At 72.6% G+C, this 21,998-nt stretch carries 22 protein-coding genes and 1 riboswitch; of the genes, 10 read left to right on the forward strand and 12 right to left on the reverse strand.

The window, feature by feature from the left end:
• The first annotated feature begins 77 nt into the window (after window positions 1–77).
• Entirely contained in the window at window positions 78–1,100 is a 1,023-nt protein-coding gene (locus tag ABEA82_RS22385) for a Gfo/Idh/MocA family protein (protein ID WP_345663361.1), read from the forward strand.
• A 19-nt stretch (window positions 1,101–1,119) separates the two neighbouring features.
• Here the strand turns inward: ABEA82_RS22385 and ABEA82_RS22390 are convergent, their stop codons facing one another.
• Window positions 1,120–1,812, reverse strand: a complete 693-nt coding sequence (locus tag ABEA82_RS22390; RefSeq protein ID WP_345663362.1) for a response regulator transcription factor — start codon at window positions 1,810–1,812, stop codon at window positions 1,120–1,122.
• A gap of 152 nt (window positions 1,813–1,964) precedes the next feature.
• Between ABEA82_RS22390 and ABEA82_RS22395 the strand changes: the two genes are divergently transcribed.
• On the forward strand, window positions 1,965–2,342 hold the full coding sequence (locus ABEA82_RS22395; protein ID WP_345663363.1) for a hypothetical protein: 378 nt from the start codon (window positions 1,965–1,967) through the stop codon (window positions 2,340–2,342).
• Between the two features lie 95 nt (window positions 2,343–2,437).
• Here ABEA82_RS22395 and ABEA82_RS22400 read toward each other — a convergent pair whose 3' ends face one another.
• Window positions 2,438–3,712, reverse strand: a complete 1,275-nt coding sequence (locus ABEA82_RS22400; protein WP_345663364.1) for a histidine kinase — start codon at window positions 3,710–3,712, stop codon at window positions 2,438–2,440.
• A 180-nt stretch (window positions 3,713–3,892) separates the two neighbouring features.
• Between ABEA82_RS22400 and ABEA82_RS22405 the strand changes: the two genes are divergently transcribed.
• The gene (locus ABEA82_RS22405) at window positions 3,893–4,093 is read left to right on the forward strand and encodes a hypothetical protein (protein WP_345663365.1); all 201 of its coding nucleotides are present in this window, start codon (window positions 3,893–3,895) and stop codon (window positions 4,091–4,093) included.
• A gap of 18 nt (window positions 4,094–4,111) precedes the next feature.
• Here ABEA82_RS22405 and ABEA82_RS22410 read toward each other — a convergent pair whose 3' ends face one another.
• Window positions 4,112–4,507 (reverse strand): guanyl-specific ribonuclease, encoded by a 396-nt coding sequence (locus tag ABEA82_RS22410; RefSeq protein ID WP_345663366.1) that lies wholly within the window; start codon window positions 4,505–4,507, stop codon window positions 4,112–4,114.
• A 150-nt stretch (window positions 4,508–4,657) separates the two neighbouring features.
• Complete coding sequence (locus tag ABEA82_RS22415) at window positions 4,658–5,284, reverse strand: dihydrofolate reductase family protein (protein WP_345663367.1); 627 nt, start codon at window positions 5,282–5,284, stop codon at window positions 4,658–4,660.
• Between the two features lie 223 nt (window positions 5,285–5,507).
• Between ABEA82_RS22415 and ABEA82_RS22420 the strand changes: the two genes are divergently transcribed.
• Entirely contained in the window at window positions 5,508–6,251 is a 744-nt protein-coding gene (locus ABEA82_RS22420; protein WP_003994011.1) for an SDR family oxidoreductase, read from the forward strand.
• A 278-nt stretch (window positions 6,252–6,529) separates the two neighbouring features.
• Here ABEA82_RS22420 and alc read toward each other — a convergent pair whose 3' ends face one another.
• Window positions 6,530–7,645 (reverse strand): allantoicase, encoded by a 1,116-nt coding sequence (alc, locus tag ABEA82_RS22425; RefSeq protein ID WP_345663368.1) that lies wholly within the window; start codon window positions 7,643–7,645, stop codon window positions 6,530–6,532.
• Between the two features lie 62 nt (window positions 7,646–7,707).
• A complete protein-coding gene (gene allB / locus ABEA82_RS22430) occupies window positions 7,708–9,048 on the reverse strand; it encodes an allantoinase AllB (protein WP_345663369.1) in 1,341 nt (446 codons plus the stop codon).
• Between the two features lie 235 nt (window positions 9,049–9,283).
• On the opposite strand from allB, the gene ABEA82_RS22435 reads away from it, so the two are divergent.
• The gene (locus tag ABEA82_RS22435) at window positions 9,284–10,081 is read left to right on the forward strand and encodes an IclR family transcriptional regulator (RefSeq protein WP_345663370.1); all 798 of its coding nucleotides are present in this window, start codon (window positions 9,284–9,286) and stop codon (window positions 10,079–10,081) included.
• A 187-nt stretch (window positions 10,082–10,268) separates the two neighbouring features.
• Here ABEA82_RS22435 and ABEA82_RS22440 read toward each other — a convergent pair whose 3' ends face one another.
• The gene (locus ABEA82_RS22440) at window positions 10,269–10,535 is read right to left on the reverse strand and encodes a DUF5955 family protein (protein ID WP_345663371.1); all 267 of its coding nucleotides are present in this window, start codon (window positions 10,533–10,535) and stop codon (window positions 10,269–10,271) included.
• Window positions 10,536–10,758: 223 nt separating this feature from the next.
• Here ABEA82_RS22440 and ABEA82_RS22445 point away from each other — a divergent pair, with 223 nt between their 5' ends.
• Window positions 10,759–11,373 (forward strand): nucleotidyltransferase family protein, encoded by a 615-nt coding sequence (locus ABEA82_RS22445; RefSeq protein WP_345663372.1) that lies wholly within the window; start codon window positions 10,759–10,761, stop codon window positions 11,371–11,373.
• 207 nt (window positions 11,374–11,580) lie between these two features.
• Complete coding sequence (aceB, locus tag ABEA82_RS22450; protein ID WP_345663373.1) at window positions 11,581–13,206, forward strand: malate synthase A; 1,626 nt, start codon at window positions 11,581–11,583, stop codon at window positions 13,204–13,206.
• Window positions 13,207–13,213: 7 nt separating this feature from the next.
• On the opposite strand, the gene ABEA82_RS22455 is transcribed toward aceB, so the two are convergent.
• Together ABEA82_RS22455 and ABEA82_RS22460 are read right to left on the reverse strand one after the other, a co-directional pair.
• Window positions 13,214–13,489: an Rdx family protein gene (locus tag ABEA82_RS22455; protein WP_345663374.1), complete on the reverse strand. Its 276-nt coding sequence runs from the start codon at window positions 13,487–13,489 to the stop codon at window positions 13,214–13,216.
• A complete protein-coding gene (locus ABEA82_RS22460; protein WP_345663375.1) occupies window positions 13,486–14,400 on the reverse strand; it encodes a HipA family kinase in 915 nt (304 codons plus the stop codon). The genes ABEA82_RS22455 and ABEA82_RS22460 overlap by 4 nt, the downstream gene beginning before the upstream one ends.
• 149 nt (window positions 14,401–14,549) lie before the next feature.
• Between ABEA82_RS22460 and ABEA82_RS22465 the strand changes: the two genes are divergently transcribed.
• Window positions 14,550–16,049, forward strand: a complete 1,500-nt coding sequence (locus ABEA82_RS22465) for an APC family permease (RefSeq protein WP_345663376.1) — start codon at window positions 14,550–14,552, stop codon at window positions 16,047–16,049.
• Window positions 16,050–16,064: 15 nt separating this feature from the next.
• Here the strand turns inward: ABEA82_RS22465 and ABEA82_RS22470 are convergent, their stop codons facing one another.
• Entirely contained in the window at window positions 16,065–16,436 is a 372-nt protein-coding gene (locus tag ABEA82_RS22470; RefSeq protein ID WP_345663377.1) for a (2Fe-2S) ferredoxin domain-containing protein, read from the reverse strand.
• Between the two features lie 63 nt (window positions 16,437–16,499).
• Window positions 16,500–16,621: riboswitch (cobalamin riboswitch) on the reverse strand.
• 160 nt (window positions 16,622–16,781) lie between these two features.
• On the opposite strand from ABEA82_RS22470, the gene ABEA82_RS22475 reads away from it, so the two are divergent.
• Window positions 16,782–17,573 (forward strand): hypothetical protein, encoded by a 792-nt coding sequence (locus ABEA82_RS22475; RefSeq protein WP_345663378.1) that lies wholly within the window; start codon window positions 16,782–16,784, stop codon window positions 17,571–17,573.
• On the opposite strand, the gene ABEA82_RS22480 is transcribed toward ABEA82_RS22475, so the two are convergent.
• The gene (locus tag ABEA82_RS22480; protein ID WP_345663379.1) at window positions 17,564–18,730 is read right to left on the reverse strand and encodes a Rieske 2Fe-2S domain-containing protein; all 1,167 of its coding nucleotides are present in this window, start codon (window positions 18,728–18,730) and stop codon (window positions 17,564–17,566) included. The two genes, ABEA82_RS22475 and ABEA82_RS22480, sit on opposite strands and share 10 nt — an antisense overlap.
• Window positions 18,731–18,831: 101 nt before the next feature.
• Window positions 18,832–20,385, reverse strand: a complete 1,554-nt coding sequence (locus ABEA82_RS22485) for an IucA/IucC family protein (RefSeq protein ID WP_345663380.1) — start codon at window positions 20,383–20,385, stop codon at window positions 18,832–18,834.
• Between the two features lie 109 nt (window positions 20,386–20,494).
• Here ABEA82_RS22485 and ABEA82_RS22490 point away from each other — a divergent pair, with 109 nt between their 5' ends.
• Window positions 20,495–21,991 carry an IucA/IucC family protein gene (locus tag ABEA82_RS22490; protein ID WP_345663381.1) on the forward strand — a complete coding sequence of 499 codons (1,497 nt, stop codon included), beginning with the start codon at window positions 20,495–20,497 and terminating at the stop codon, window positions 21,989–21,991.
• The last annotated feature ends 7 nt before the right edge of the window (window positions 21,992–21,998 follow it).

Raw genomic sequence — 21,998 nt, forward strand, 5'->3', positions numbered from 1 at the left:
GTTGACGGGAAGTCGTGTAGTCAGATTGTCCGGACATACAGATTGACAGCGGCGGCCTCGGCACGCACTTTGTTTCCATGCGCATCGGGGTCATCGGTACGGGCCGCATCGGCACCATCCACGCGAAGACGCTCAGCCGGAACCGGGACGTCGGTTCCCTGATCCTCACGGACGCGGACGCCGCACGGGCCCAGGAACTGGCACACCGGCTGGGCGAGACGGCGGCGCCCGGGGTGGAGGAGATCTTCCGGTGGGGGGTCGACGCCGTGGTGATCACGACGAACACGTCGGCCCACGCCGAACTGATCGGTCGGGCAGCACGCTCGGGCCTGCCGGTGTTCTGCGAGAAACCCATCGCGCTGGACCTGCCGGGCAGCATGAGCGCGATCGCCGAGGTCGAGACGGCCGGGACGGTGCTCCAGATGGGCTTCCAGCGGCGCTTCGACACGGGTTACCTGGGCGCGCGGGAGGCCGTGCGGTCCGGGAGGCTGGGGCGGCTGCACACCGTGCGCGCGCTGACCAGTGACCAGACCCCGCCGCCCGCCGCGTGGCTGCCGCTGTCGGGCGGGCTGTACCGGGACACGCTGATCCACGACTTCGACATCCTGCGCTGGGTGACGGGCCGCGAGGTGGCGGACGTGTACGCGGCCGGGTCCGACGCCGGGCCGGCGATGTTCCGGGCGGCCGGCGACGTCGACACCGGCGCGGCGCTGCTCACCCTCGACGACGGCACACTGGCGACGGTCACGGGCGCCCGGCTGAACGGGGCCGGCTACGACGTGCGCATGGAGCTGGCCGGGGAGGCCGACCAGATCGTGGTCGGCCTGGACGACCGTACGCCGATCGCGTCCACCGAGCCGACCGGGCCGCCGGCCGCGGACAAGCCCTGGACCGGCTTCCTGGAGCGCTTCGGCCCCGCCTACGCGTCGGAGCTGAACGCGTTCGTCGAGGTCGTGCGGGGCGAGCGGCCCAATCCCTGCGACGGGCGCGAGGCCCTTCAGGCGCTGCGGATCGCGGAGGCGTGCGAGCTGTCCCGCCGGGAGCGCAGGGCCGTGCGTCTCGCGGAGATCCCCGGTGGGTCCGCCGCCGCGTTCGCCTGACGGCGTGCCCGCGCGGCGGTCAGTGGCCCTCCTGGTCCGCTTCGAGGCGGTCCTCCTCCAGGAGGCCCGCGTCGTAGGCGAGCAGCGCGATCTGCACGCGGTTGTTGAGGTCGAGCTTGGCCAGGACCCGGGAGACGTGCGTCTTGACGGTGGCGACGCTCATGAAGAGTCCGGCGGCGATCTCGGCGTTGGCGAGGCCCCGGCCGACCGCGACGGCGACCTCGCGCTCGCGGTCGTTGAGGACCGCCATGCGCTCCCGCGCGCGGGTGCGGCGGGTGTCGGCGGTGGTGCCGACCGCGTGCCGCATCAACTGGCGGATCACCGTGGGCGACAGGACCGGGTCACCGGCCGCGACGCGGCGCACCGCCGCGAGGATCTCGGCCGGTGGCGTGTCCTTGAGGACGAATCCGGCGGCGCCCGCGCGCAGCGCCCGCAGCACCTGTTCGTCGGCGTGGAAGGTGGTGAGGACGATCACCTGGGGGGCGTCCTTCCGGGCGCGCAGCCGCTCCGTCGCCGTGAGACCGTCCACCGTCGGCATCCGCAGGTCCATCAGCACCACGTCCGGGCGGGTACGGTCGACGAGCGCCTCCACCTCACCGCCGTCGGCCGCCTCGCCGACGATCTCGATGTCGTCGGCCCCGCCCATCATGAAGGACAGCCCGGCCCGCACCAGCGGATCGTCGTCGACGAGGAGCAGTCTGATCGCAGTCATGGCCTTACGTAATCACGGCCGGGGCGGGCGGCGGGCGAGGATGTGCGCCGGGGACGGCACGGACATCAGCCGACACCGCAGTCGAGTCAACTCGCTTCACGGCGTGAGGTCATGGGGTTGCGCGCGGGCGCCCGTACCTGCTGTCCTCGCTGGTGCGGGTCACCGTCGAGGAGACGCCGGTGGGCGGTCTGCGGCACGCCGCGGACGGTGAGAACGTCTGCGCCTGCACGGCCGACGGACGCGAACCGCAGGTGCGGGTCGGGATCCACAACTCCTCCGGACGTGACCTGTGGGCCGTCCTGCTCGATCTGACGGACGGATACGCCTCGTCCCCGCACCTGTTCCGGCTGCCCGCCTGGTCCACCGCCGCCCCGTCCGGCGCACGACTCAGCCCGGGACCGGCGGCCGGCAGCGGCCTGCTGCGGCTGGTCGCTGCGGGTGTCACAGGCGGGCGGGACACGGGCGGCCCGCCTGCCTACGGGGCGGGCCGGTGGGGAACGGCACAGGTGGTGGTGCGCACCCAGGTGTGACGGGCCGTCACCAGCCCAGACGGGTGAAACCCTCCCAAGCCGTCACCCCAGCCGGTCCGGCACCGGCCGGGTCATGCCGGCCAGGCCCCGGGCGTTCAGCTCCACGGCAGCCACGCCCGCACCTCGAACCCGCCGTCCGGGGTGGGGCCGTGCTCAAGGCGGCCACCCGCGAGGGTCGCCCGCTCCATGAGGCCGATCAGGCCCTGCCCGGAGCCGGGCACGGGTGGCACCTCGCCCTCGGGGGGCGGGTTGCGTACGCAGACGGTGAGGCCGTCACCCGGTGCGCCGGTGACGGACACCGTGACCTCCGTGCCCGGGGCGTGCTTGCGGGCGTTGGTCAGGCACTCCTGGGCGATCCGGTAGGCGGTGCGGCCGACGGAGGACGGGACGGCGGCGGGGTCGGTGACGTGGTGCTGGAGAAGGACCTTCATGCCGGCTGCCCGGGACTCGGTGACCAGCGTGTCCAGCGCCGCGAGGGTCGGCTGCGGCCGGCCGGCGTCGTCGGGCTCTCCCGCCCGCAGGACGCCGATGATCTCCCGCAGGTCCTGGAGGGCCTCGTGCGCGCTCTCCCGGATCACGCCCGCTGCCCGTGCCGTCTCGGCCGGGGGCGCGTCGGGCCGGAACTCCAGGGCGCCCGCGTGCACGCTCAGCAGGGTCAGCCGGTGGGCGAGCACGTCGTGCATCTCGCGCGCGATGGCCTCGCGGGCGAGCCGCTGCGCCTGCTCGGCCCGCAGCCGCGCCTCGGTCTCGGCACGCCGGGCACGGTCCCTGAGGCTCAGCATCAGCTGCCGCTTGGCCCGCACGAACATGCCCCAGCCGACGATCGCCACCGTCAGCAGCACGGCGAAGACCACGCTCACGAGGTAGGGCATGTCGACGTCGGGGCGCAGCCAGTAGAACAGCGGGACCAGCGCCGCGTTGACGCCGCCCACCCAGGCCACGTACCGGAAGGGGCGGTGCACGGCGAGGGTGAAGAGGGCGATGACGCCCGCACCGCCCGCGGTGTCCGAGACGAAGCTGACGGGAGTCAGCGCCACGGCCAGCCCGAGCGGCCAGCGGCGGCGCAGCCAGACCGCCGCGCAGGCGAGCGCGCCCATCACCTGGTCGACGACGGCCAGCCCGTCCGGGACCTGGGGGTTCCTGCTGAGGGCCTCTATGGCGACCGCTCCCAGCAGCACGGCGACGAAGAAGCAGGCGAAGTCCACGACCCAGTCGCGGGCGGTGCGCCGGGGCCGTCTTCCGGGGCGTCCGGCGTCCGGGTCGAGTTCGTGGAGCAGCGCCGACGGGATGAACCATCTGGGCCCGGTGAAGAGCGCGGGCGTCTGTGCCGTCGGCACCGGGGAGGCCTGCCCCGCGTCGTCACCACTCACGGTCGGCAAATCTACGCAGGGCGGGCCCCTTTCACCTCGTCCCGGGCCGGACCGTCGACCGAAGTCGCGGCGGCGGAGACTTTCGGTGCGGCCGGTGAACCCGGAACAGGGACTTCCGTCCCGGTGTGCTCGCCCCGCGGCCGATGTGCGTGGGGGGTCCGCGGGGCGAGGCTTTCCGCCATGAAGCAGGTACTGGAGATTCTCGGCTTCCTCGCCCTGGTGCAGGGCGTGGCGGGCCTGGTGCACGAGTTCACCGACTGGGACTGGGGCCTCGTGCAGCGAGTGGGCTTCCTCGACGGCCACGAGGTCTACGCGAGCGTCGCCCTGCTGGTGCTGGGCATCGCGCTGTTCGCGGCCGCCGGGAGCCGGAAGTCCGTCTGAGCCGCCGGACGGACGTCGTCAGCAGCCGTAGTCGACCAGGTCGAACGACGCGTAGTGGTCGGCGGTGTAGTAGTCCTCCTGGTTCTTCTGTCCGGTGACGATGCGCCGTGCACCGCGCGTGTCGGAGCCGGGGGTGATGACCGTGTACTCGTGGTAGTAGCCGGACGACTGGCTGGGCAGGATGCGCTCCCGGTTCTGGAAGACGGTGCCGTCCTGCTCGAACGGGTAGGGGCCGCCCCGCTCGATCAGGTCGAGCGTGTCGTGGGCCTGGGACGGCAGCTTGCTGTAGCAGATGTCGCCGACGGCGGTGGGGGCCGCGTCGGCCGTGGTCGCGGAGACGGTGCCGCCGACGAGGAGGGCGGACAGGAGGGCGGCTGCTGCGCCGAGCCGCGAGGCGCGTGGGGGGAAATTCATGCGCTCATGATGACGCGCGTAGACAGTGGCATGTCAATGACAAGCGGGAAGAATTTGCTGTGAAGTCCCGTGCGTTCGCGGGCAGTTCATCTGACAACCGGCGTCCTCGCGCCCGCTTCACCAGGGGCGACGCGGACGCCGGCGCAGGGGCTAGGCGTTCTCCGGCAGACCGAACTCGCCGTACTCCGGACGGCCCGCCAGGTCGTACGTCTGGATCGAGACGCCCGCGCCGGTGACGCTGCCTCCGGCATGGCGGAACGCGGTCGGCACGGCGCCCTCCGGGAACAGCCGGAATCCGGCGCCGAGCACGACCGGGAAGGTCAGCAGGTGGAGCGTGTCGACGAGGTCGAGCGCCAGCAGGGACCGGACCAGGGCGCCGCTGCCGTGCACCTGGACCTCGCCGTCGGTGCGCTCCTTCAGGGCGGCGACCTCCTTGGCGAGGTCTCCGGAGAGCACGGTGGTGCCCGCCCAACCGGGATCCGTCAGGGTCGAGGAGGGGACGTACTTCGGCAGTGAGTTGAGCTTCGAGGCGACGGGGTCGGCGGGGTCGGTCACCTTCGGCCAGTACGTGCTGAAGATGTCGTACGTGCGACGCCCGAGCAGGAAGGCGCCCGGCTTCACGAAGACCTCGCCCATGAACCGGCCGAAGTCCTCGTCGGCGTACGGGAAGCTCCAGCCGCCGTGGGTGAAGCCCCCGCGGGTGTCCTCGTTCGGGCCGCCGGGGGCCTGGTAGACGCCGTCGAGGGTGACGAAGAGGGTGGAGACGAGCTTGCCCATGGCGGGTGCCTTCCTTCCGGAACGGGTGGGTCGGTCTGCTGTCACCGGGTCTGATGTCGTTGGGTCTGATGTCATCGGGTCTGTTGTCATCGGTACAGACCCGGCCGGCACCCGCAACTCATCGCTGGGCCGTTCGCCGTCCGCGCGGCTCGCCGCCGGCCTCCGGGACCTCCATGTCCGTTCCCCGCCAGCGTTCCGGACGCGCCGACGCTGGGATGGACGCATGACAACCCAAGGAACTCTTGACGGCAAGGTGGCTCTCGTGACCGGCGGCAGCCGGGGCATCGGCGCGGCGACGGCACTGCGGCTGGCCCGGGAGGGCGCGGACGTGGCCGTCGGCTATGTGAACGGCAAGGAGGCGGCCGAGGACGTCGTACGGGCCGTGGAAGCGCTGGGGCGCCGGGCGGTGGCGGTGCGCGCGGACGCGGCGGACGCCGACGACGCGGCCGGTGCCGTGACCGCGACGGCCGACGCGCTGGGCGGCCTCGACATCCTGGTCAACAACGCGGGCGTCGGCGTGCTCGGGCCGCTGGAGACCTTGTCGCTGGCGGATGTGGACCGGGTGCTCGACATCAACGTGCGGGGTGTCTTCCTGACCTCGCAGGCCGCCGCGGCGCGGATGGCGGAGGGCGGACGGATCATCACGATCGGCAGCTGCATGGCCCAGCGGGTGCCGGGCCCCGGCGGGACCCTCTACGCGATGAGCAAGGCGGCGCTCGCCGGTCTGACGAAGGCCCTGGCGCGGGAGCTGGGCGGGCGCGGGATCACCGCGAATCTCGTCCTCCCGGGCCCGACCGACACCGACATGAACCCGGCGGACGGACCGTTCGCGTCCGGCCAGGCGGCGATGACCGCGCTGGGCCGATTCGGGACGGCGGACGAGGTGGCGTCGACGGTGGCGTACCTGGCGGGGGCGACGTATGTGACCGGCGCGGAGTTCGCGGTGGACGGCGGACACGCGGCGTGACACACACGCGGGGCACACCGGTGCTGTCGGGCCGGTGTGCCCTACGGGCGGGGCAACCGCCCAGCCACCCGAAGCGGCAAACGGGCCCCACCCGCGCTTCCAGGCGGAGCCGCCCCACAAGCCCGGCAACCGCCCAGCCCCGCAAGGCAACAGCCGGCCCGATCAATGCCGTCAGGCCCACCCGCCCCGCAAGCCAGGGCGACCACCCAGCCGCCCGAGCCGACTAGCGGGCGGGCCATGTCGTCAGGCCCACCCGCCCCGCAGGGTGAAGTGGCCGTCTAGCCGCCCAGTTCCTGGTGGCGTGCCGTGAGGTGGCTTGTGCCCTCCTGGGTCAGGGAGCCGAACAGGCGCAGCCGGGAGATGCCGCCGTCCGGGAAGATGTCCACGCGCGCGTGTGTGCCGACGGCCGGGTCCGGCAGGACGAAGCGGTGGTTGGTGTCGGGCTGGAGGCGGGTGCGGGGCAGGATCTCGTGCCACTCGCCGTCCTCACCGTCCTTGACCGACACCGACGCCCAGCCGGCGCTGTTGCCCTTGAGGTAGGCGGTGTCGATCTCCAGGGCGCGGATCTGGGCCTGGGCGGCGAGCCGGTAGCGGATCCAGTCGTGTCCCTGGTCGCGCCGGCGGCGGGTCTCCCAGCCGTCGTCCATCTTGCGCGAGCGGCCGGGCTGGATGGTGTTGCTCGCCGGGGAGTAGAAGAGGTTGGAGGCGTCCTCGGCCCGGCCGCCGTTCTCCAGGGCGACGACGTCGAAGGTGCCGAGGACCTCCAGCCACTCGGGGTCCGGGACGACCTCGCCGTACACCCGCAGGCGCGCGATGCCGCCGTCGGGGTGCTGGTTGACGCGCAGGTGTGTGAAACGCTGCTCCACGGAGACCTCGAAGCCGTTCGCCGCGTGGCCGCCGACCGGGGTGCGCGGGACGAGGGCCGTCCACTTCACGTCGCCACCGAGGAGTTCCTCCGGGGACGGCGAGCCCGGCACCGAGGTGCCCTCGACCGACACCGCCTGCGGGTAGTTGCCGCGGAAGTGGGCCGTGTCGACGACGATCCCCCGGATCACGCCCGGCGCGCCGAGGCGGACCAGCGCCCAGTCGTGGTCCTCGGCGGTCGGCCACGGGTGCTCGGCGGACGCGCCCCGGCGACGGCGCGTCTCCCAGCCGTCCATGATCTTGCCCTTGTGCCCGAAGTGCTCGGGGTCGAACTCGGCGCGCTCGGGCACCAGCAGGTTCTCGCGCTGGGCGAAGAACTCGTCGTTGGCGGCGATGACTCCGGCGCCGAGGCGCCGGTCGGCGAGGTTGGCGTACCGGGTGAAGGGGAAGTCGGCGGTGCGGTAGTCCGCGTACGGGTCGCCGCCTCCGTAGGGGTTCGCGTCGCCGGTGAAGCTGGGAATCGCCGTCACGTGCTGTGCCTTTCGGGAGTCGGCCGGTGGTGGACCCGGTGCGGATGCGGATGCGGGGATGGCTAGGGGTGCCGGGTGAGGAGTCGGCCCTTCGGCTCGGTGAACTCGCCGTCCGCCACGATGCGCTGCCCGCGCAGCCAGGTGGACTTCACGACCCCCTGGAGGGTCCTGCCCGCGTACGCCGTGACGTGGTTGCGGTGCTGGAGGCCCGCCGGGTCGACGGTGAAGGTCTCGTCGGGCGCGAGGACGGCGAAGTCGGCGTCGTGGCCCGCCGCGATGGCGCCCTTGCGGGTGTCGAGACCCACCAGTGCGGCCGTGCGCGTCGACATCCAGCGGACCACGTCCTCCAGCCCGTGGCCCCGCTTGCGGGCCTCCGTCCACACCGCGGCCAGGCTCAGCTGAAGGCCGGAGATACCGCCCCAGGCCGTCGCGAAGTCGTCCGTCTTCAGGTCGGCGGTGGACGGGGAGTGGTCGGTGACGACGCAGTCGATGGTGCCGTCGGCGAGTGCCTGCCAGAGCAGGTCCTGGTTGGCGGACTCGCGGATCGGCGGGCAGCACTTGAACTCGCTGGCCCCGTCGGGGACTTCCTCGGCGGTGAGGGTCAGGTAGTGGGGGCAGGTCTCCACGGTGAGCCGTACGCCCTCCGCCTTCGCCTCGGCGATCAGGGGCAGGGCGTCGCTGGAGGAGAGGTGCAGGACGTGCACGCGCGCGTGGAGGGCCTTCGCCTCGGTGATGAGCTGGGCGATGGCGGTGTCCTCGGCGTCCCGGGGGCGGGAGGCGAGGAAGTCGGCGTACCGGGGACCGCCCCGCTGCGGGGCCGAGGAGAGCAGGTGCGGGTCCTCGGCGTGCACGATGAGCAGCCCGTCGAAGGCGGCGATCTCCGCCATGGAGCGGGCCAGCGGGTCCCGCTCGAGGTGCGGGAACTCGTCCACGCCGGACGGCGAGAGGAACGCCTTGAAGCCGAAGACACCGGCCTCGTGCAGCGGGCGCAGGTCCTTGACGTTGTCCGGCAGGGCGCCGCCCCAGAAACCGACGTCGATGTGCGCCTTGTCGGCGGCGACCTGCTGCTTGGTGCGCAGGTGCGCGACGGTCGTGGTCGGCGGGAGGGAGTTGAGGGGCATGTCGACGAGGGTGGTGATGCCGCCGGCCGCCGCGGCGCGGGTGGCCGTCCAGAAGCCCTCCCACTCGGTGCGGCCGGGGTCGTTCACGTGCACGTGGGTGTCGACCAGGCCGGGCAGCAGTACGTGGTCGCCGAGGTCTTCCAGGCGGGCGCCCTCCGGGACGGGGGCGTCGTACGGGAGGACGGACTGGATCGTGCCGGCGGCGACGGCGACCGAAGCGGCGCGTGTCCCCTCGGGAGTGATGACACGCGTCGAGCGCAGCACCAGTTCAGTGTCGGACACCCGAACCCCTTTACTTCCGCGTAACGGAATTCAACTTTCTGTTGAAGGAGTCTTCACTCCCACTCCGGCCCCGTCAAGGGCACACTGGACTGACTCCTCCCACGCAAGCACACTGGACGTTTCCACAAAGCGGAATTAAACTTCCAGCAAGCAGAACGTAGCTACGTACGACCAGGGAGTCAACCGACTGCCGGGTAGGCTTCAGCTCTTCCGCCAGTCCCGAAAGGAACGCGCCGTGCCGACGTCCAGCGCCAGCACCACCGACTCCGCCCGGTCCTCCGCCAACGGCGGCGTCCAGTCCCTGGAGCGCGCCTTCGATCTGCTCGAACGGATGGCGGACGCGGGGGGCGAGGTCGGTCTGAGCGAGCTGTCCGCGAGCAGCGGTCTCCCCCTGCCGACCATCCACCGCCTGATGCGCACGCTGGTGGCCTGCGGGTACGTACGGCAGCAGCCCAACCGGCGGTACGCGCTCGGCCCGCGCCTGATCCGCCTCGGCGAGTCCGCTTCCCGGCTGCTGGGCACCTGGGCACGGCCCTATCTCGCCCGGCTGGTCGAGGAGACCGGCGAGACGGCGAACATGGCGCTGCTGGACGGGGACGAGATCGTCTACGTGGCGCAGGTGCCGTCGAAGCACTCGATGCGCATGTTCACGGAGGTCGGCCGGCGGGTGCTCCCGCACTCCACGGGCGTGGGCAAGGCACTGCTCGCCGGTTTCCCGCCGGAGGAGGTGCGCGCGCTGCTCGCCCGCACGGGCATGCCCGCCGCGACGGAGAAGACGATCACGACTCCCGAGGGGTTCCTCGCGGCACTGGAGGACGTACGCGGCCAGGGGTACGCGATCGACGACAACGAGCAGGAGATCGGGGTCCGTTGCCTCGCCGTCCAGGTACCCGACTCCCCCACCGCCGCGGCCATCTCCATCTCCGGCCCGGCGGGCCGGGTCACGGAGGCGGCGACGGAGAAGATCGTGCCGGTACTGCAGCAGATCGCCGCCGAACTCTCCGAGGCCCTCGCGAGCCAGAACCCCGCGTGACGGGCTGACGACGCGAGCGACTCACGACTCCGGCAGCCCCGGGACCGGGACCGCACGCCCACGGGATCCGTCCCGTCCAGCGGGTCCGAAGCCGGAGCGGCCTTCTAAGGAAAGGGGACCTCGGTACCGCCGGAGACGCACCCGCCCCGCACCGGCCGACCGGTTTCCCCTCCCCCGGCCAGGACACCTAGCCCTGTCCGCGCACCGGCCCTCCGAAGAGGTCCACGGCCCGGCGGACCTCCCTCAGATCCGGGGACAGCGCGCTCACCGAGCCGATCGCGCCGGCGATCAGCAGCAGGGAGCGGCGCAGCCGCGGGATCTCGGGGGTGCCGCCCGCGGCCATCGCGTCCAGCGCGGCCAGCTCCTCCTCGGCGATGCTCCGGTCGGCGAACTCGCCGGGATGGGCGGCGAGCCGGCGGCGCAGCCGCGCCACGGCGGAGCGCAGCTCCGTCACACGCGGATCCCCGTCGCCGCCGGTCACAGCCCCCTGCCGCTTCTGCTCCACGCTCCGCAACACAGTCCTCCCCCTCGCACCACGCCGTGCGCCTGCCCTTCCGGCCCGAGGACACCCGGCCGGTCGGTGCGGGGACAGTAAACGACACGACCCACCAGGCGCCAGTCCATTGCGTCATCGGCTTGCTCCGCTGAGTCACTTCCCGGTGCGGTATGCAGGACGCATGACGACAAGGAAGACGACGGACGAGGGGTCCGAGGTTGCCGGGTTGCTGCTGGCCGCCGGCGGCGGGCGGCGACTCGGCGGGCGCCCGAAGGCCCTGCTGACCCACCGTGGCCGGCCGCTCGTGGAGCACGCGGTGCGGGTGCTGCGCGAGGGTGGCTGCACGCGCGTCCACGTGGTGCTGGGCGCCCGGTCGGACGAGGTGCGCGCCCGGGCCTTCCTGCCGGACTGCGTTCTCGTCGACAACCCCGGCTGGGAGCAGGGCATGGGATCGTCCTTGCGGGCCGGGCTGGACTCGCTCGCCGGCACGGGGGCCGGCGCCGCCCTGGTCTCGCTCGTCGACCAGCCCGGCATCGGGCCCGAGGCGGTGGCCCGGGTCCTTCAGGCCCACACGGGCCAGGAGTCACTGGTGTCGGCCGCCTACCGGGGAGTGCGCGGCCATCCCGTGCTGTTCGGCGCCGCCCACTGGGCGGGTATCGCCGCGTCCGCGACCGGGGACCGGGGGGCACGCGCCTATCTGAAGGAGCACGCGCCGCAGATCACGCTCGTCGAGTGCGGCGACGTCGCCCGGCCCTTCGACATCGACACCGAGGCCGATCTGGCGCACCTTGAGTGAACGGCGTGGCACGCAGAGCCATCTTGCCTCGACTCGGAGAATCTCGACATCAACACACGATTGAACTTCCACTATGAGGAAACTAGTATCCACTGTTCAGAAGCGCCCGAGGGCTCTGAGGGTGCGAAACGCCGTATCCGGGAAGACTGGCACCCGGTGCCGAACCGCCGGCTCGTCTTCGTAGCTCGCTGAAGGAAGTGACAGTCCATGTCCGCACCAGCGCCGTCCCCGCTGGCCATCGTCGACGCCGAGCTCCTGCCCCGGCAGGAGGAAGTGCTCACCGAGGCGGCGCTCGCCTTCGTGGCCGAGCTGCACCGGCGGTTCACGCCCCGGCGTGACGAGCTCCTCGCCCGCCGCGCCGAGCGCCGCGCCGAGATCGCGCGCACCTCCACCCTCGACTTCCTCCCGGAGACGGCCGCGATCCGCGCCGACGACTCCTGGAAGGTGGGCCCGGCCCCCGAGGCCCTGAACGACCGCCGGGTCGAGATCACCGGCCCCACCGACCGCAAGATGACCATCAACGCCCTCAACTCGGGCGCCAGGGTGTGGCTCGCGGACTTCGAGGACGCCTCCGCGCCCACCTGGGAGAACGTGGTCCTCGGCCAGCTCAACCTGATCGACGCCTACACCCGGAACATCGACTTCACGGACCCGAAGTCCGGCAAGTCGTACGCGCTGAAGGCGAACGAGGAACTCGCCACGGTCGTGATGCGCCCGCGCGGCTGGCACCTGAACGAGCGTCACCTCGTCGACGCGGACGGCACCCCGGTGCCCGGCGCGCTCGTCGACTTCGGGCTGTACTTCTTCCACAACGCCAAGCGCCTGCTGGGCCTGGGCAAGGGCCCGTACTTCTACCTCCCCAAGACGGAGTCGCACCTGGAGGCCCGCCTCTGGAACGAGGTCTTCGTCTTCGCGCAGGAGTACGTCGGCATCCCGCAGGGCACCGTCCGGGCGACCGTCCTGATCGAGACGATCACGGCCGCGTACGAGATGGAGGAGATCCTCTACGAGCTGCGCGACCACGCCTCCGGGCTGAACGCGGGTCGCTGGGACTACCTGTTCTCCATCGTCAAGAACTTCCGGGACGGCGGCGCCAAGTTCGTCCTGCCGGACCGCAACGCGGTGACGATGACCGCCCCGTTCATGCGCGCCTACACCGAACTCCTCGTCCGCACCTGCCACAAGCGCGGAGCTCACGCGATCGGCGGCATGGCCGCGTTCATCCCGTCCCGCCGGGACGCCGAGGTCAACAAGGTCGCCTTCGAGAAGGTGCGGGCCGACAAGGACCGCGAGGCGAACGACGGTTTCGACGGCTCCTGGGTCGCCCACCCCGACCTGGTGCCGATCGCCATGGAGTCCTTCGACAAGGTGCTCGGCGAGAAGCCCCACCAGAAGGACCGGCTGCGCGAGGACGTCGACGTCAAGGCGGCCGACCTGATCGCCATCGACTCCCTCGACGCCAAGCCCACCTACGCGGGACTGGTCAACGCCGTGCAGGTCGGCATCCGTTACATCGAGGCCTGGCTGCGCGGCCTCGGCGCGGTCGCGATCTTCAACCTGATGGAGGACGCGGCCACCGCCGAGATCTCCCGCTCCCAGATCTGGCAGTGGATCAACGCGGGCGTCGTCCTCGACAACGGCGAGCAGGTCACCGCCGAGCTGGCCCGCAAGGTCGCCGCCGAGGAACTGGCGAACGTCCGCGCCGAGATCGGTGACGAGGCCTTCGCGGCCGGCAACTGGCAGCAGGCGCACGACCTGCTGCTGAAGGTCTCCCTCGACGAGGACTACGCCGACTTCCTGACCCTGCCGGCGTACGAGCAGCTCAAGGGCTGAACGGCCGCTACCGCTCCGAGTGGCCCAGGGACTTGCCCGGGGCCACTCGGTCGCGTACGGCCTTCTTCACGGCCGTCGGCTCGGGGAAGCCCTGCTCGCGGCGGTCCCATACCACCTCGTCGCCGACGCGGACGACGAACACCCCGCCCTTGCCGGGCTTCAGCGCCAGCTCCGTCAGTTCGGCCTCGAAGGTCGTGAGCAACTCCTGCGCCAGCCATGCCGCGCGGGGCAGCCAGCGGCACTGGGTGCAGTACTCGATCTCGACGCGCTCAACGTCCGTCATCCGAGATGTACCGACCAATCCTGTCGGGCCGCGGGCTTGCCGTGCAGGTCGGGCACCTGCTTCAGCCACGCGGGGCGTCCTTGCTGGTTCCTCGCCGCGCGCAGGGCCTCCTCGGCGGCGAGCTCCTCCCGGGAGGGGAAGCCGGTGGGCAGCCAGGCCTTCGAGGACCGCACGCGCGCGTGGAGGTACGCCACGTACGCCTCGCGCGCCGCGTCCGGCGTGGCGAAGCCCGGCTCGTCCGCCAGCCAGGCGTCCGGGACCTGGCCGAGGATCCGGCGCAGCAGCTCCTCGGTCACCCTGGGCGCGAGCTCGGCGTCGGCCGCCCGGACGTCGGGGCCGTAGTGGCCGAGGGCGTGGTGCCGGAAGTCGTAGGCCTTGGCGGGGTCGGAGCCGTCCCAACGGTGGTGGAAGACGAGGGCGGCGCCGTGGTCGATGAGCCACAGGCGCGGGGGTGCGACGCCCAGGGTGGGCCAGACCATCAGGTTGGAGCTGTGGACGGTGCGGTCGACGTTCACGGTCAGCGCGTCGAGCCAGACGATCCGCCCCGCCTCCAGGGGATCGACGGGGAAGACCCGCGCGACCTCGGGCGTGAGGTCCCGGGCGCCCGGCAGGTAGTCCATGCCGAGGTTCACACCCGCGCTGGCCGCGTGCAGCTCCCGCACCTCCTGGTGCGGCTCGTTGTCGGCGATTCCCGGGTCGAAGCGCACCAGGACCAGCTCGGGGAACCGCAGCCCGAGAGCCCGGGCCAGTTCACCCACGACGACCTCGGCGACCAGTGCCTTGCGGCCCTGTGCGGAGCCGGTGAACTTCACGACGTAGGTACCCAGGTCGTCGGCCTCCACGATGCCGGGGACGGAGCCGCCGGAACGCAGGGGCGCGATGTAGCGGGTGGCGGTGACCTCGGGCAGCATCCCTCAACCGTACCGGGCACCTCGTACGCGGAAGCGATTCCTGATGCCGACCGGAGCCCGACATAAACCACGAAAGCGCCATCAATGGCAAAAATGCCTCACCCCTGCCTGTTGTATGGAGCCGTCCACGCACAACGGGAGTGAAGCGCATGGCCGACGAGATCACGGGCGCGGGGCCGCCACCGTCCGCGAGTCTGAAGCCCGACGCGATCGGGTTCCTCGACGCGCTGGTCATCGGGCTCAACGCGACCTCCCCGGCCTACTCCGTGGCAGCGGTCATCGGCCCGGTCGTGGCGCTGGTCGGCATCTACGCCCCCGGGGTGATGGTCGCGTCGTTCGTGCCCATGCTGCTGATCGCGTCCGCGTTCTACTACCTCAACAAGGTGGACCAGGACTGCGGCACGACCTTCTCGTGGGTCACCCGGGCCATGGGACCGTGGGCGGGATGGCTCGGCGGCTGGGCCATCACGATGACGGGTGTGCTGGTGGTCGGGTCGCTCGCGGACGTCGCCGTGACCTTCTTCCTGCTCGCCGTCGGCCTGGACAGCTGGGCCGACAACGACGTCGTGCGCCAGGTGCTCACCGTGCTGCTCATCCTGGTGATGACGGCCGTCTGCGTCATCGGCATCGACGTGTCGGCCAAGGTGCAGAACGTCCTCATCCTGGCGCAGGTCGCCTGCCTGCTCGCCTTCGCCGTGGTGGCCCTGTACCGCGTCTACGCCGACACCGGCACCCTGGACTCCGTCGAGCCGAAGATCAGCTGGCTGAACCCGTTCGGAGCCGGCGGGGCGCCGCTCACCTCGTCCCTGCTGCTGGGCGTGTTCATCTACTGGGGCTGGGAGTCGGCGGTCAACCTCACCGAGGAGGTCGAGGACTCGGCGATCGCGCCCGGCAAGGCGGCCGTGTGGTCGACGGTGCTGCTGCTGGTGACCTACGTCGCGGTCGCCTTCGCGGTCGTGGCCTACGCCGGGACGGCCTACCTCGCCGAGAACGCGGCGGAGGAGGAGTTCATCTTCGCGCTGCTCGCCGAGGAGGCGATGGGCGGCTGGGACTGGGTGGTGCTGCTGGCGGTGTCGACGTCCGCGCTCGCCTCCACGCAGACGACGATCATCCCGGCCTCGCGCACCGGGCTGTCCATGGCACGCCGGCACGCCCTGCCCGCGCACTTCGGCCGCATCCACCCGCGGTACCGCACCCCCGACGTGAGCACCTGGTGGGTCGCGGGCATCGCCATCGTCTGGTACCTCGTCCTCTTCCACATCAGCGAGAACGCGCTCTTCGACTCCCTGACCGCCCTGTCCCTGCTGATCGCGTTCTACTACGCGCTCACGGGTCTGGCGTGCGCGGTCTACTACCGCCGCGAACTGACCCGCAGCGTCCGCGACTTCCTGCTGATCGGCCTCGGCCCGCTGGTCGGTGCCGGGCTGCTGGCATGGCTGCTGGTGGAGTCCGTGTCGGACATGGCCGACCCCGCCAACTCCTACAGCGGCGTCTCGTGGTTCGGGATCGGCCCACCGCTCGTCATCGGCATCGGCATCGCCCTCACGGGCGTGGTCCTGATGGTCGTGTGGCGACTGACGGCCCCCGCGTTCTGGTCGGAACGCCCCAGCACGGTCGACCCCGCCCTGATGCACGGAAAGGAGTCCTGAAGCTGCCGGTGGTCCTCATGAGCGGCCCGGGCGCCGTTTCGCGAGCGGGCTGAAGGCGTACAGGTCGAGGATCTCGGGCCGGGGGGCGACACCGGGACCGCCCTCCCGGACCCAGTAGACGATGTCCTCGGTCGCGGCGGGGTCGTTGACCAGCCCGAGCCACACCGGCCGCCCGCCGGCCGCCCGGCCCGCGGCGGAGGGCTGGACGACGATGACGTTGGCCTGGTCGCAGACGTCGAGGCAGTCGGAGATCCGGACCGGCGCGGCAGCGCGCAGCCGCTCGGTCTGGGCGGTGTGGTCGACACCGGTCACCTTGCCGCTGCCGCAGCAGCAGTCCCGGCACACGACGATGCGGCACGGAAGCCCTCCGGCCGGCGTTGCGGACATGCCGCACCTTCCCTCTCTCCCGGGGAGATCCGCCCCGGTGGTTCGTCGAGGAGGCGACCGCGTGAGTCTCCTGGCTCTCGGGTCGACGCCGGTCCCGGCCTTCCCACCCTCGCGGGCAGTGGCCTGTCGGGAACGGCTCACCGATCACAGTGGCGGGACCGCGCCGGATTCACACCGGCTTCCTCGTTCCGCCGTCGCCTTGTTCGCCGGTCATCTTGCCATGGGGCCGGGGCAGGACGGCAGTTGCCGACCGGCTTTACGGCTTCGCCCGGCGGTCACGGGCAGGGCCCCGCCGGCGGGTTCGGGTACGGTTCGAGGGGGTTGTGTGAGGAACGGGGAGGCTCGGTGGGGGCGGGGAAGCGGCGTACGGCGGGGAGCGTGGCGTGGCTGCTGATGGGGGTTCTGGCTCTCGTCTTCGGGGTGGCCAGTGCCCTGGAGGTGCGCGGAGCGCTGGACCGGGAGCGGGAGTTCCGTGCCGCGCCGGCGTGCGCCTCGGTCCAGCTGAAGGCGTCGGGGTGCCGGTGGGAGCAGGAGTTCACCGTCCGCAGGGCCGACACGCACCGCGGGGAGCGGAACGCCTCACCCGAGGCGGAGTTGGTGCTGCCCTCCGGCAAGCCCTGGGAGGTGACGTTCCCGCACGCCGATCCGGTGGTGTCGGAGCTGGAGCCGGGCGACAAGGTCGTGGGCCTGATCTGGCACGGGGATGTCGTCGAGGTGCGGGACGACGGCGATCGGCGGCAGCGGACGTCCGATTCACCGGTCGGGTGGCCCGAGGACCGTCTCGGCGGCGCCCTGATCTGCTTCTCGTTCGGGCTGCCCGCCGTCGTCGGCGGGGGGTGGCCCCTGTTCGCGCGGGGCGACCGACGTCATGCGAAGGCGGCCTCGGTGGTACGGGGGCACGGCGTCGGCATGGCCGGCGCGGCCGTCCTGACGCTGTGGGCGCAGTCCGCCAACGACTGGCCGCTCTGGTCGATCCCGGCGATCTGGGGGCCGCTCGCGCTGCTCGGCCTGGCGTCCATGACGGCCTTCGCGATCGCCGCTCTCCGCGGTGGCCTGGACGACAACGCGCCGGACACCCCGGACACACCGGAAGCCGCTGAGCCGGACGCCACGGCCACGGCGTCAGGTCACTCCTGACCCTGGGCACCGGCGGAGAGCCGCGCGCCCCCGCACAGCGAGGCGCCGCCGCACCCCGCGGGCCGGGCCTCGATGGGGACGCCGTTCGCGCGCAGCACCTCGCGGACGTCGAGGATCAGCGGGAACACCTCGTGGTTGCGGTCCTCCCCCTGCTCGTCCCAGGCCCGTTGCTCCGCTTCCACCGCCATGCGGTCCTCGGCGAACACGCGCTCGGTGAAGCGCCGGACGAACGGCCAGGCCAGGTGGAGGAGGCCGGGGATCCGGGGTTTCTCGATCATGAGCAGGCCGTAGGCGTGACACCTGCGCTGCTCGGCGTCCTCGGGGACGTAGGCCGCCCAGAGGCGGAAGGCCGGGCGGTCGGCGTTCTCCGGCACCAGTTCGAGGGTCTGGTACGGGTACTCGGTGCGGATCGTCATGACATCGGCGGTGCCGCCCCCGACCCCCTCGGAGGCCAGCAGGCCGGCGCTGCGGCTGCGTCTTCCCCCGGTGTGGGTGAACAGGTAGCCGGCCTCCACCGAGCGCTCGTCGCTCCGGTAGCCCAGCAGTTCGGGGTGGAGTCTGCCGACCACGCCCCGGTGCAGGAACTGGTGGTTCATGTCGAGGAGGTTCTCGTGCATGAACGAGTAGTGGCAGCGCACGGTCTTGGAGTACGTCATGGTCCGGTACCGCGGTGAGCCGAAGGCCGGCAGCTCGGGCAGCGGCGTGGCCGCGGCCCGCTGCGGGTCGCCCGGGAAGACGAACACCAGGCCGTACGCCTCGCGGACGGGGTAGCCGCGCACACCGCGGGGCGGCCGGCGGTCGCCCTTGGCCAGGTACGGGATCTGTGAGACGCGGCCGTCGCCGCGGTAGGCCCAGGCGTGGTAGCGGCAGCGGAGTGTCTCGCCCTCCACGACTCCCATGCTCAGCGGCACCTGCCGATGGGCGCAGCGGTCCTCCAGCGCGTGGACCTCACCGCTCCGGGTGCGGAAGAGGGCGATGCGCTCACCCGCGAACGCGGTGGCCAGCACCCGCTCGCGGCGCAGGCGCCGGGACAGGGCGACCGGATACCAGTGGTCGGGGTGCAGCCCGACCCGCCGGAGATCGGCCTTGGCGGGATCCGGGTCACGGTGCCCCGCGGGCTGCGCGGCGAGGGCGCTGGCCCTGTCGGTCTCGGTCATACCTCTCCTCGCGGATGGGGCGCGGCACGGACAGCCACCACCACCCTGACCGCCGGCCGCCGTCCGTGCCCCGCCGGAGGGTCCGGACGGGTGAGCGGCTTTCAGGCACCGCGCAGCGGGTTGGGCAGCGGCAGGTAGCGCGCGTCCGCGCCGTTCGCGTTGGTCCAGCGCAGGAGGAGGTTCGTCTTGGCCGGGAGGGTGGGTGAGGCGAGCAGCGCGGGGATCTCGGGGAGGTCGTGGCGGGCGAGTTCGCGGCGGGCGGCGGGCCAGGGGTCGAAACCGGGGTGGCGTTCGGCCAGGGCGCCGGCGATCTCGGCGAGGTGGTTGACGACCAGGCAGTACACGAGCCGCTCCCAGCCGGCTTCGCGCGACACCTCCGGCAGCAGTTTCACGCCCTCGGCGTCCCGGTACAGCGCCTGCACGGGCATGCCCGCGGCGTCCACGGCGACCAGGGTGTTCTGCAGATGCGCCTCGATGACGACGCCGTGCCGGGCGAAGGCGGCCAGCGCCGGCGGCACCACCTGCGCGAGATACGCCGCCCACCAGGCCCCGGGGTCGGCGGCACGGTCGAGCGGGCTGCCGTCGAAGCCTTCGACCAGCCCGGCGGCGAGCAGCGGGGTGGCACCCGGCAGCAGGTGGTCGCGGAAGCCGTCGCGGACGAGGCAGGCCAGGGCCTCGAAGGCGAAGTCGGCGGTGCGGTAGCCGCGGTCGCTCAGCCAGGCCGGGGGGCCTTCGAAGGTCTCGAAGGCGGCGCACACGGCCGCGTCGGTCCGGCGCAGGGCGAGCAGGTCGTGGCGCCACAGGCGGCGGATGTCGTTGGTGATGCGCACGTCCAGGCTGAACTTGAGGAAGAGGTCCCGCTCGGGCGCGTAGAGCGTGCGGACGGCGGCCGTCGGCCAGGTACCGGGGGCGGTGGTGCCGAGCCGGACGAGTCTGCCGTCCGCGAAGGGGGCGGCGAGCTCTGAAGCGGCCAGATCGAGCTGCCAGGGGTGGGCGGGCAGCAGCCGGTAGCCGGGCGGGGCCGTGCCGAGGGCGTCGAGGGCGGAGGTGTCGCCCTCCTCGACGACGGTGTCCTCGCGCAGCCCGAGCAGGGTCAGCGGGAATCGGGTGTACGCCTCCGGCGCGTAGGGCAGCCAGCCGGCGGCGGGGCCGCCCCCGCGCGCCTTGGGGGCGGGGTGGTGGGTGTGGCCGGTCAGGAGGGACTGCTCGGAGCGCCGGTAGGGGTCGTCGGGCTGGGGGGTCCCGGCACGGGCGGCGAGCAGCACGGCCACGGCGTCCCGGCTGTCGATCATCTCGGCGGGCAGTTCGTCGTTGGACAGCGCGGTGTGCCGGCGCAGCTCCTCGGCGACGAGTTTGACCAGCTCGGTGTGGCCGAGGGGGTGCCAGCCGTCGGCGTTGCGCACCTCGGGGTCGGTGGGCCGCCGCGTGTCGCGCACCCGCAGCAGGCGGTCCCCGCCGGGCAGGTGGTAGACCCGGTGCTCGGTCGTCCGGCGCACCGGCCGGGCCACCTCCCGCAGCAGGCAGTTCAGCAGCGGCACGGCGGCGTGGGCGTCGGCGCGCCCGGCGAGGCCGCCGGTGACCGGATCGTCCTGGGCGCGGTCGCCGGGGGCGGAGTCGCCGCCGTCGGGCGGGGGCATGAGGTCCACGCGTTCCACTCGTTCCCTGTGGTCCTTCCGGATCTTCGGACTTCCGGGCGGAGATGATCAGTATGTGTGACGTCGTCACCCCGTCGTGACGCCCTATTCGTACCCGAGGAGCCCGCCCGTGCACCGTTCCCCCACCGCCGAGGCCGAGGTCGCCGACGAACTGGCCGTCGTGCGGCCCGGTCTCGTGCCGCGGTACGAGGCAGAACTGCCCGGCGCCCGGGCGGCCGTGCTGTCCCGGTTGTGGCGCGGTCTCGCCCACGATCCGCTGCCCTGGGTCGTCCGCAGGGAGCGGGGCGGGGACGGCCTGACCCTGTGGCTGTCCGACGGCCGCCGGCTGCACGGCCCCCGGCCGGATCCGTACGCGACCGGCGCGTACGTCTCCGTCGTACTGCTCGACGAGGCGGAGTACGACGATCCGGCCCGGCTGGTGGCGGACCTCGCCGTGCCGCGCTCCGCGTCCTTCGCCGCCGAAGTCGGGCACAGCGTGGCCTCGTTGGCGCTGTCGAGGGCGGCGCAGGAGGGGCACGGAACGGAGGCGTGGCCGGAGAGCGACTGGGCGTGGGAGCAGCGGATCGTCGACGGGCACCCGTTCCACCCCACCTGCCGGTCCCGGCCCGGTTTCTCGGTGGCCGAGCAGCTCGCCTACGGGCCCGAGCACCGGCCGGTCGTGGAACTCGGGCTGGTGCCGGTGCGGGCGGAGGAGTGCCTGGTGACCGGCGTGTGGCCGCGGGAGCTGCGGGACGGGGAGCGTGTGGTGCTGCCGGTGCATCCCTGGCAGGCGGCGCATGTGCTGAAGCGGGGGTGCGAGGAGCGGCGCCCCGCCCATCCGCTGATGTCCCTGCGGACCCTCGCCCTGGCCGGCGGGCCGCACGTCAAGACCTCGCTCAGCGCCCGGCTGACGTCGTCGGTGCGGGACATCTCGCTGCCCTCGGTCGCCGCGTCAGCGATGCTGTCCGGCTTCGCCGAGACTCCGGCGGCGCACACGGACGGCCTGCTGCACATGACCCGGACGCTGGGCGCGGCGGCGGCCGGCTCCCCCGACTTCGCGGCCGTGCTGCGGGAGTCGCCGCAGGCGTACGCGGCGAGCGGCGAGCGCGTCCTGCCGGTGGCGGCGCTCGCCACCACCGCGCTCCCCCGCTCCCCCGGGTGGCTGGCCGGCTTCGCGCGGCTCGCTCTCGGCGTCGGCCTGCGGCTGCTGGAGCTGGGCGTGGCGCTGGAGGCGCACGGCCAGAACCTCCTGGTGGTCCTCTCGCCGGCGGGCGATCCGCTGCGGCTGGTCTACCGGGACCTGGCCGACATCCGGGTCAGCCCGGCCCGCCTCGCCCGGCACGGCATCACGGTGCCGGACCTGCCCGCCCGCATGGTCACGGACGACGAACGCGCGCTCCGGCGCAAGCTGTTCGGCTCGCTCGTGGCGGGCGCGCTGGCGGGCACGGCCGGATCGGGGGCGGTGCTCGCTCAGGCGCTCCGGACGGCCCTGCGGGATCTGCCGGACACCCCGGACCTCGCGGCGCTGCGCGTCGACCCGCTGCCCGCGAAGGCGCTGACGCTGATGCGGCTCTCCCCGCGGCCGGCCGGGGACCAGTGGGCGGAGCTCCCCAATCCTCTTGTCTGAGGCTCGT

Source organism: Streptomyces venetus (genome assembly GCF_039540295.1).
Classification (GTDB): domain Bacteria; phylum Actinomycetota; class Actinomycetes; order Streptomycetales; family Streptomycetaceae; genus Streptomyces; species Streptomyces venetus.

Bases quoted from the DNA above. Each gene is read 5' to 3' on its own strand.
- ABEA82_RS22460 (WP_345663375.1), bottom strand. From the start codon at position 14,400: ATGCTGCCCGAGGTCACCGCCACCCGCTACATCGCGCCCCTGCGTTCC.
- ABEA82_RS22455 (WP_345663374.1), bottom strand. From the start codon at position 13,489: ATGACGGACGTTGAGCGCGTCGAGATCGAGTACTGCACCCAGTGCCGC.
- ABEA82_RS22470 (WP_345663377.1), bottom strand. From the start codon at position 16,436: ATGTCCGCAACGCCGGCCGGAGGGCTTCCGTGCCGCATCGTCGTGTGC.
- ABEA82_RS22480 (WP_345663379.1), bottom strand. From the start codon at position 18,730: ATGACCGAGACCGACAGGGCCAGCGCCCTCGCCGCGCAGCCCGCGGGG.
- ABEA82_RS22445 (WP_345663372.1), top strand. From the start codon at position 10,759: ATGACGACAAGGAAGACGACGGACGAGGGGTCCGAGGTTGCCGGGTTG.
- ABEA82_RS22410 (WP_345663366.1), bottom strand. From the start codon at position 4,507: ATGAATTTCCCCCCACGCGCCTCGCGGCTCGGCGCAGCAGCCGCCCTC.
- aceB (WP_345663373.1), top strand. From the start codon at position 11,581: ATGTCCGCACCAGCGCCGTCCCCGCTGGCCATCGTCGACGCCGAGCTC.
- ABEA82_RS22420 (WP_003994011.1), top strand. From the start codon at position 5,508: ATGACAACCCAAGGAACTCTTGACGGCAAGGTGGCTCTCGTGACCGGC.
- ABEA82_RS22405 (WP_345663365.1), top strand. From the start codon at position 3,893: ATGAAGCAGGTACTGGAGATTCTCGGCTTCCTCGCCCTGGTGCAGGGC.
- ABEA82_RS22465 (WP_345663376.1), top strand. From the start codon at position 14,550: ATGGCCGACGAGATCACGGGCGCGGGGCCGCCACCGTCCGCGAGTCTG.
- ABEA82_RS22385 (WP_345663361.1), top strand. From the start codon at position 78: ATGCGCATCGGGGTCATCGGTACGGGCCGCATCGGCACCATCCACGCG.
- ABEA82_RS22390 (WP_345663362.1), bottom strand. From the start codon at position 1,812: ATGACTGCGATCAGACTGCTCCTCGTCGACGACGATCCGCTGGTGCGG.
- ABEA82_RS22415 (WP_345663367.1), bottom strand. From the start codon at position 5,284: ATGGGCAAGCTCGTCTCCACCCTCTTCGTCACCCTCGACGGCGTCTAC.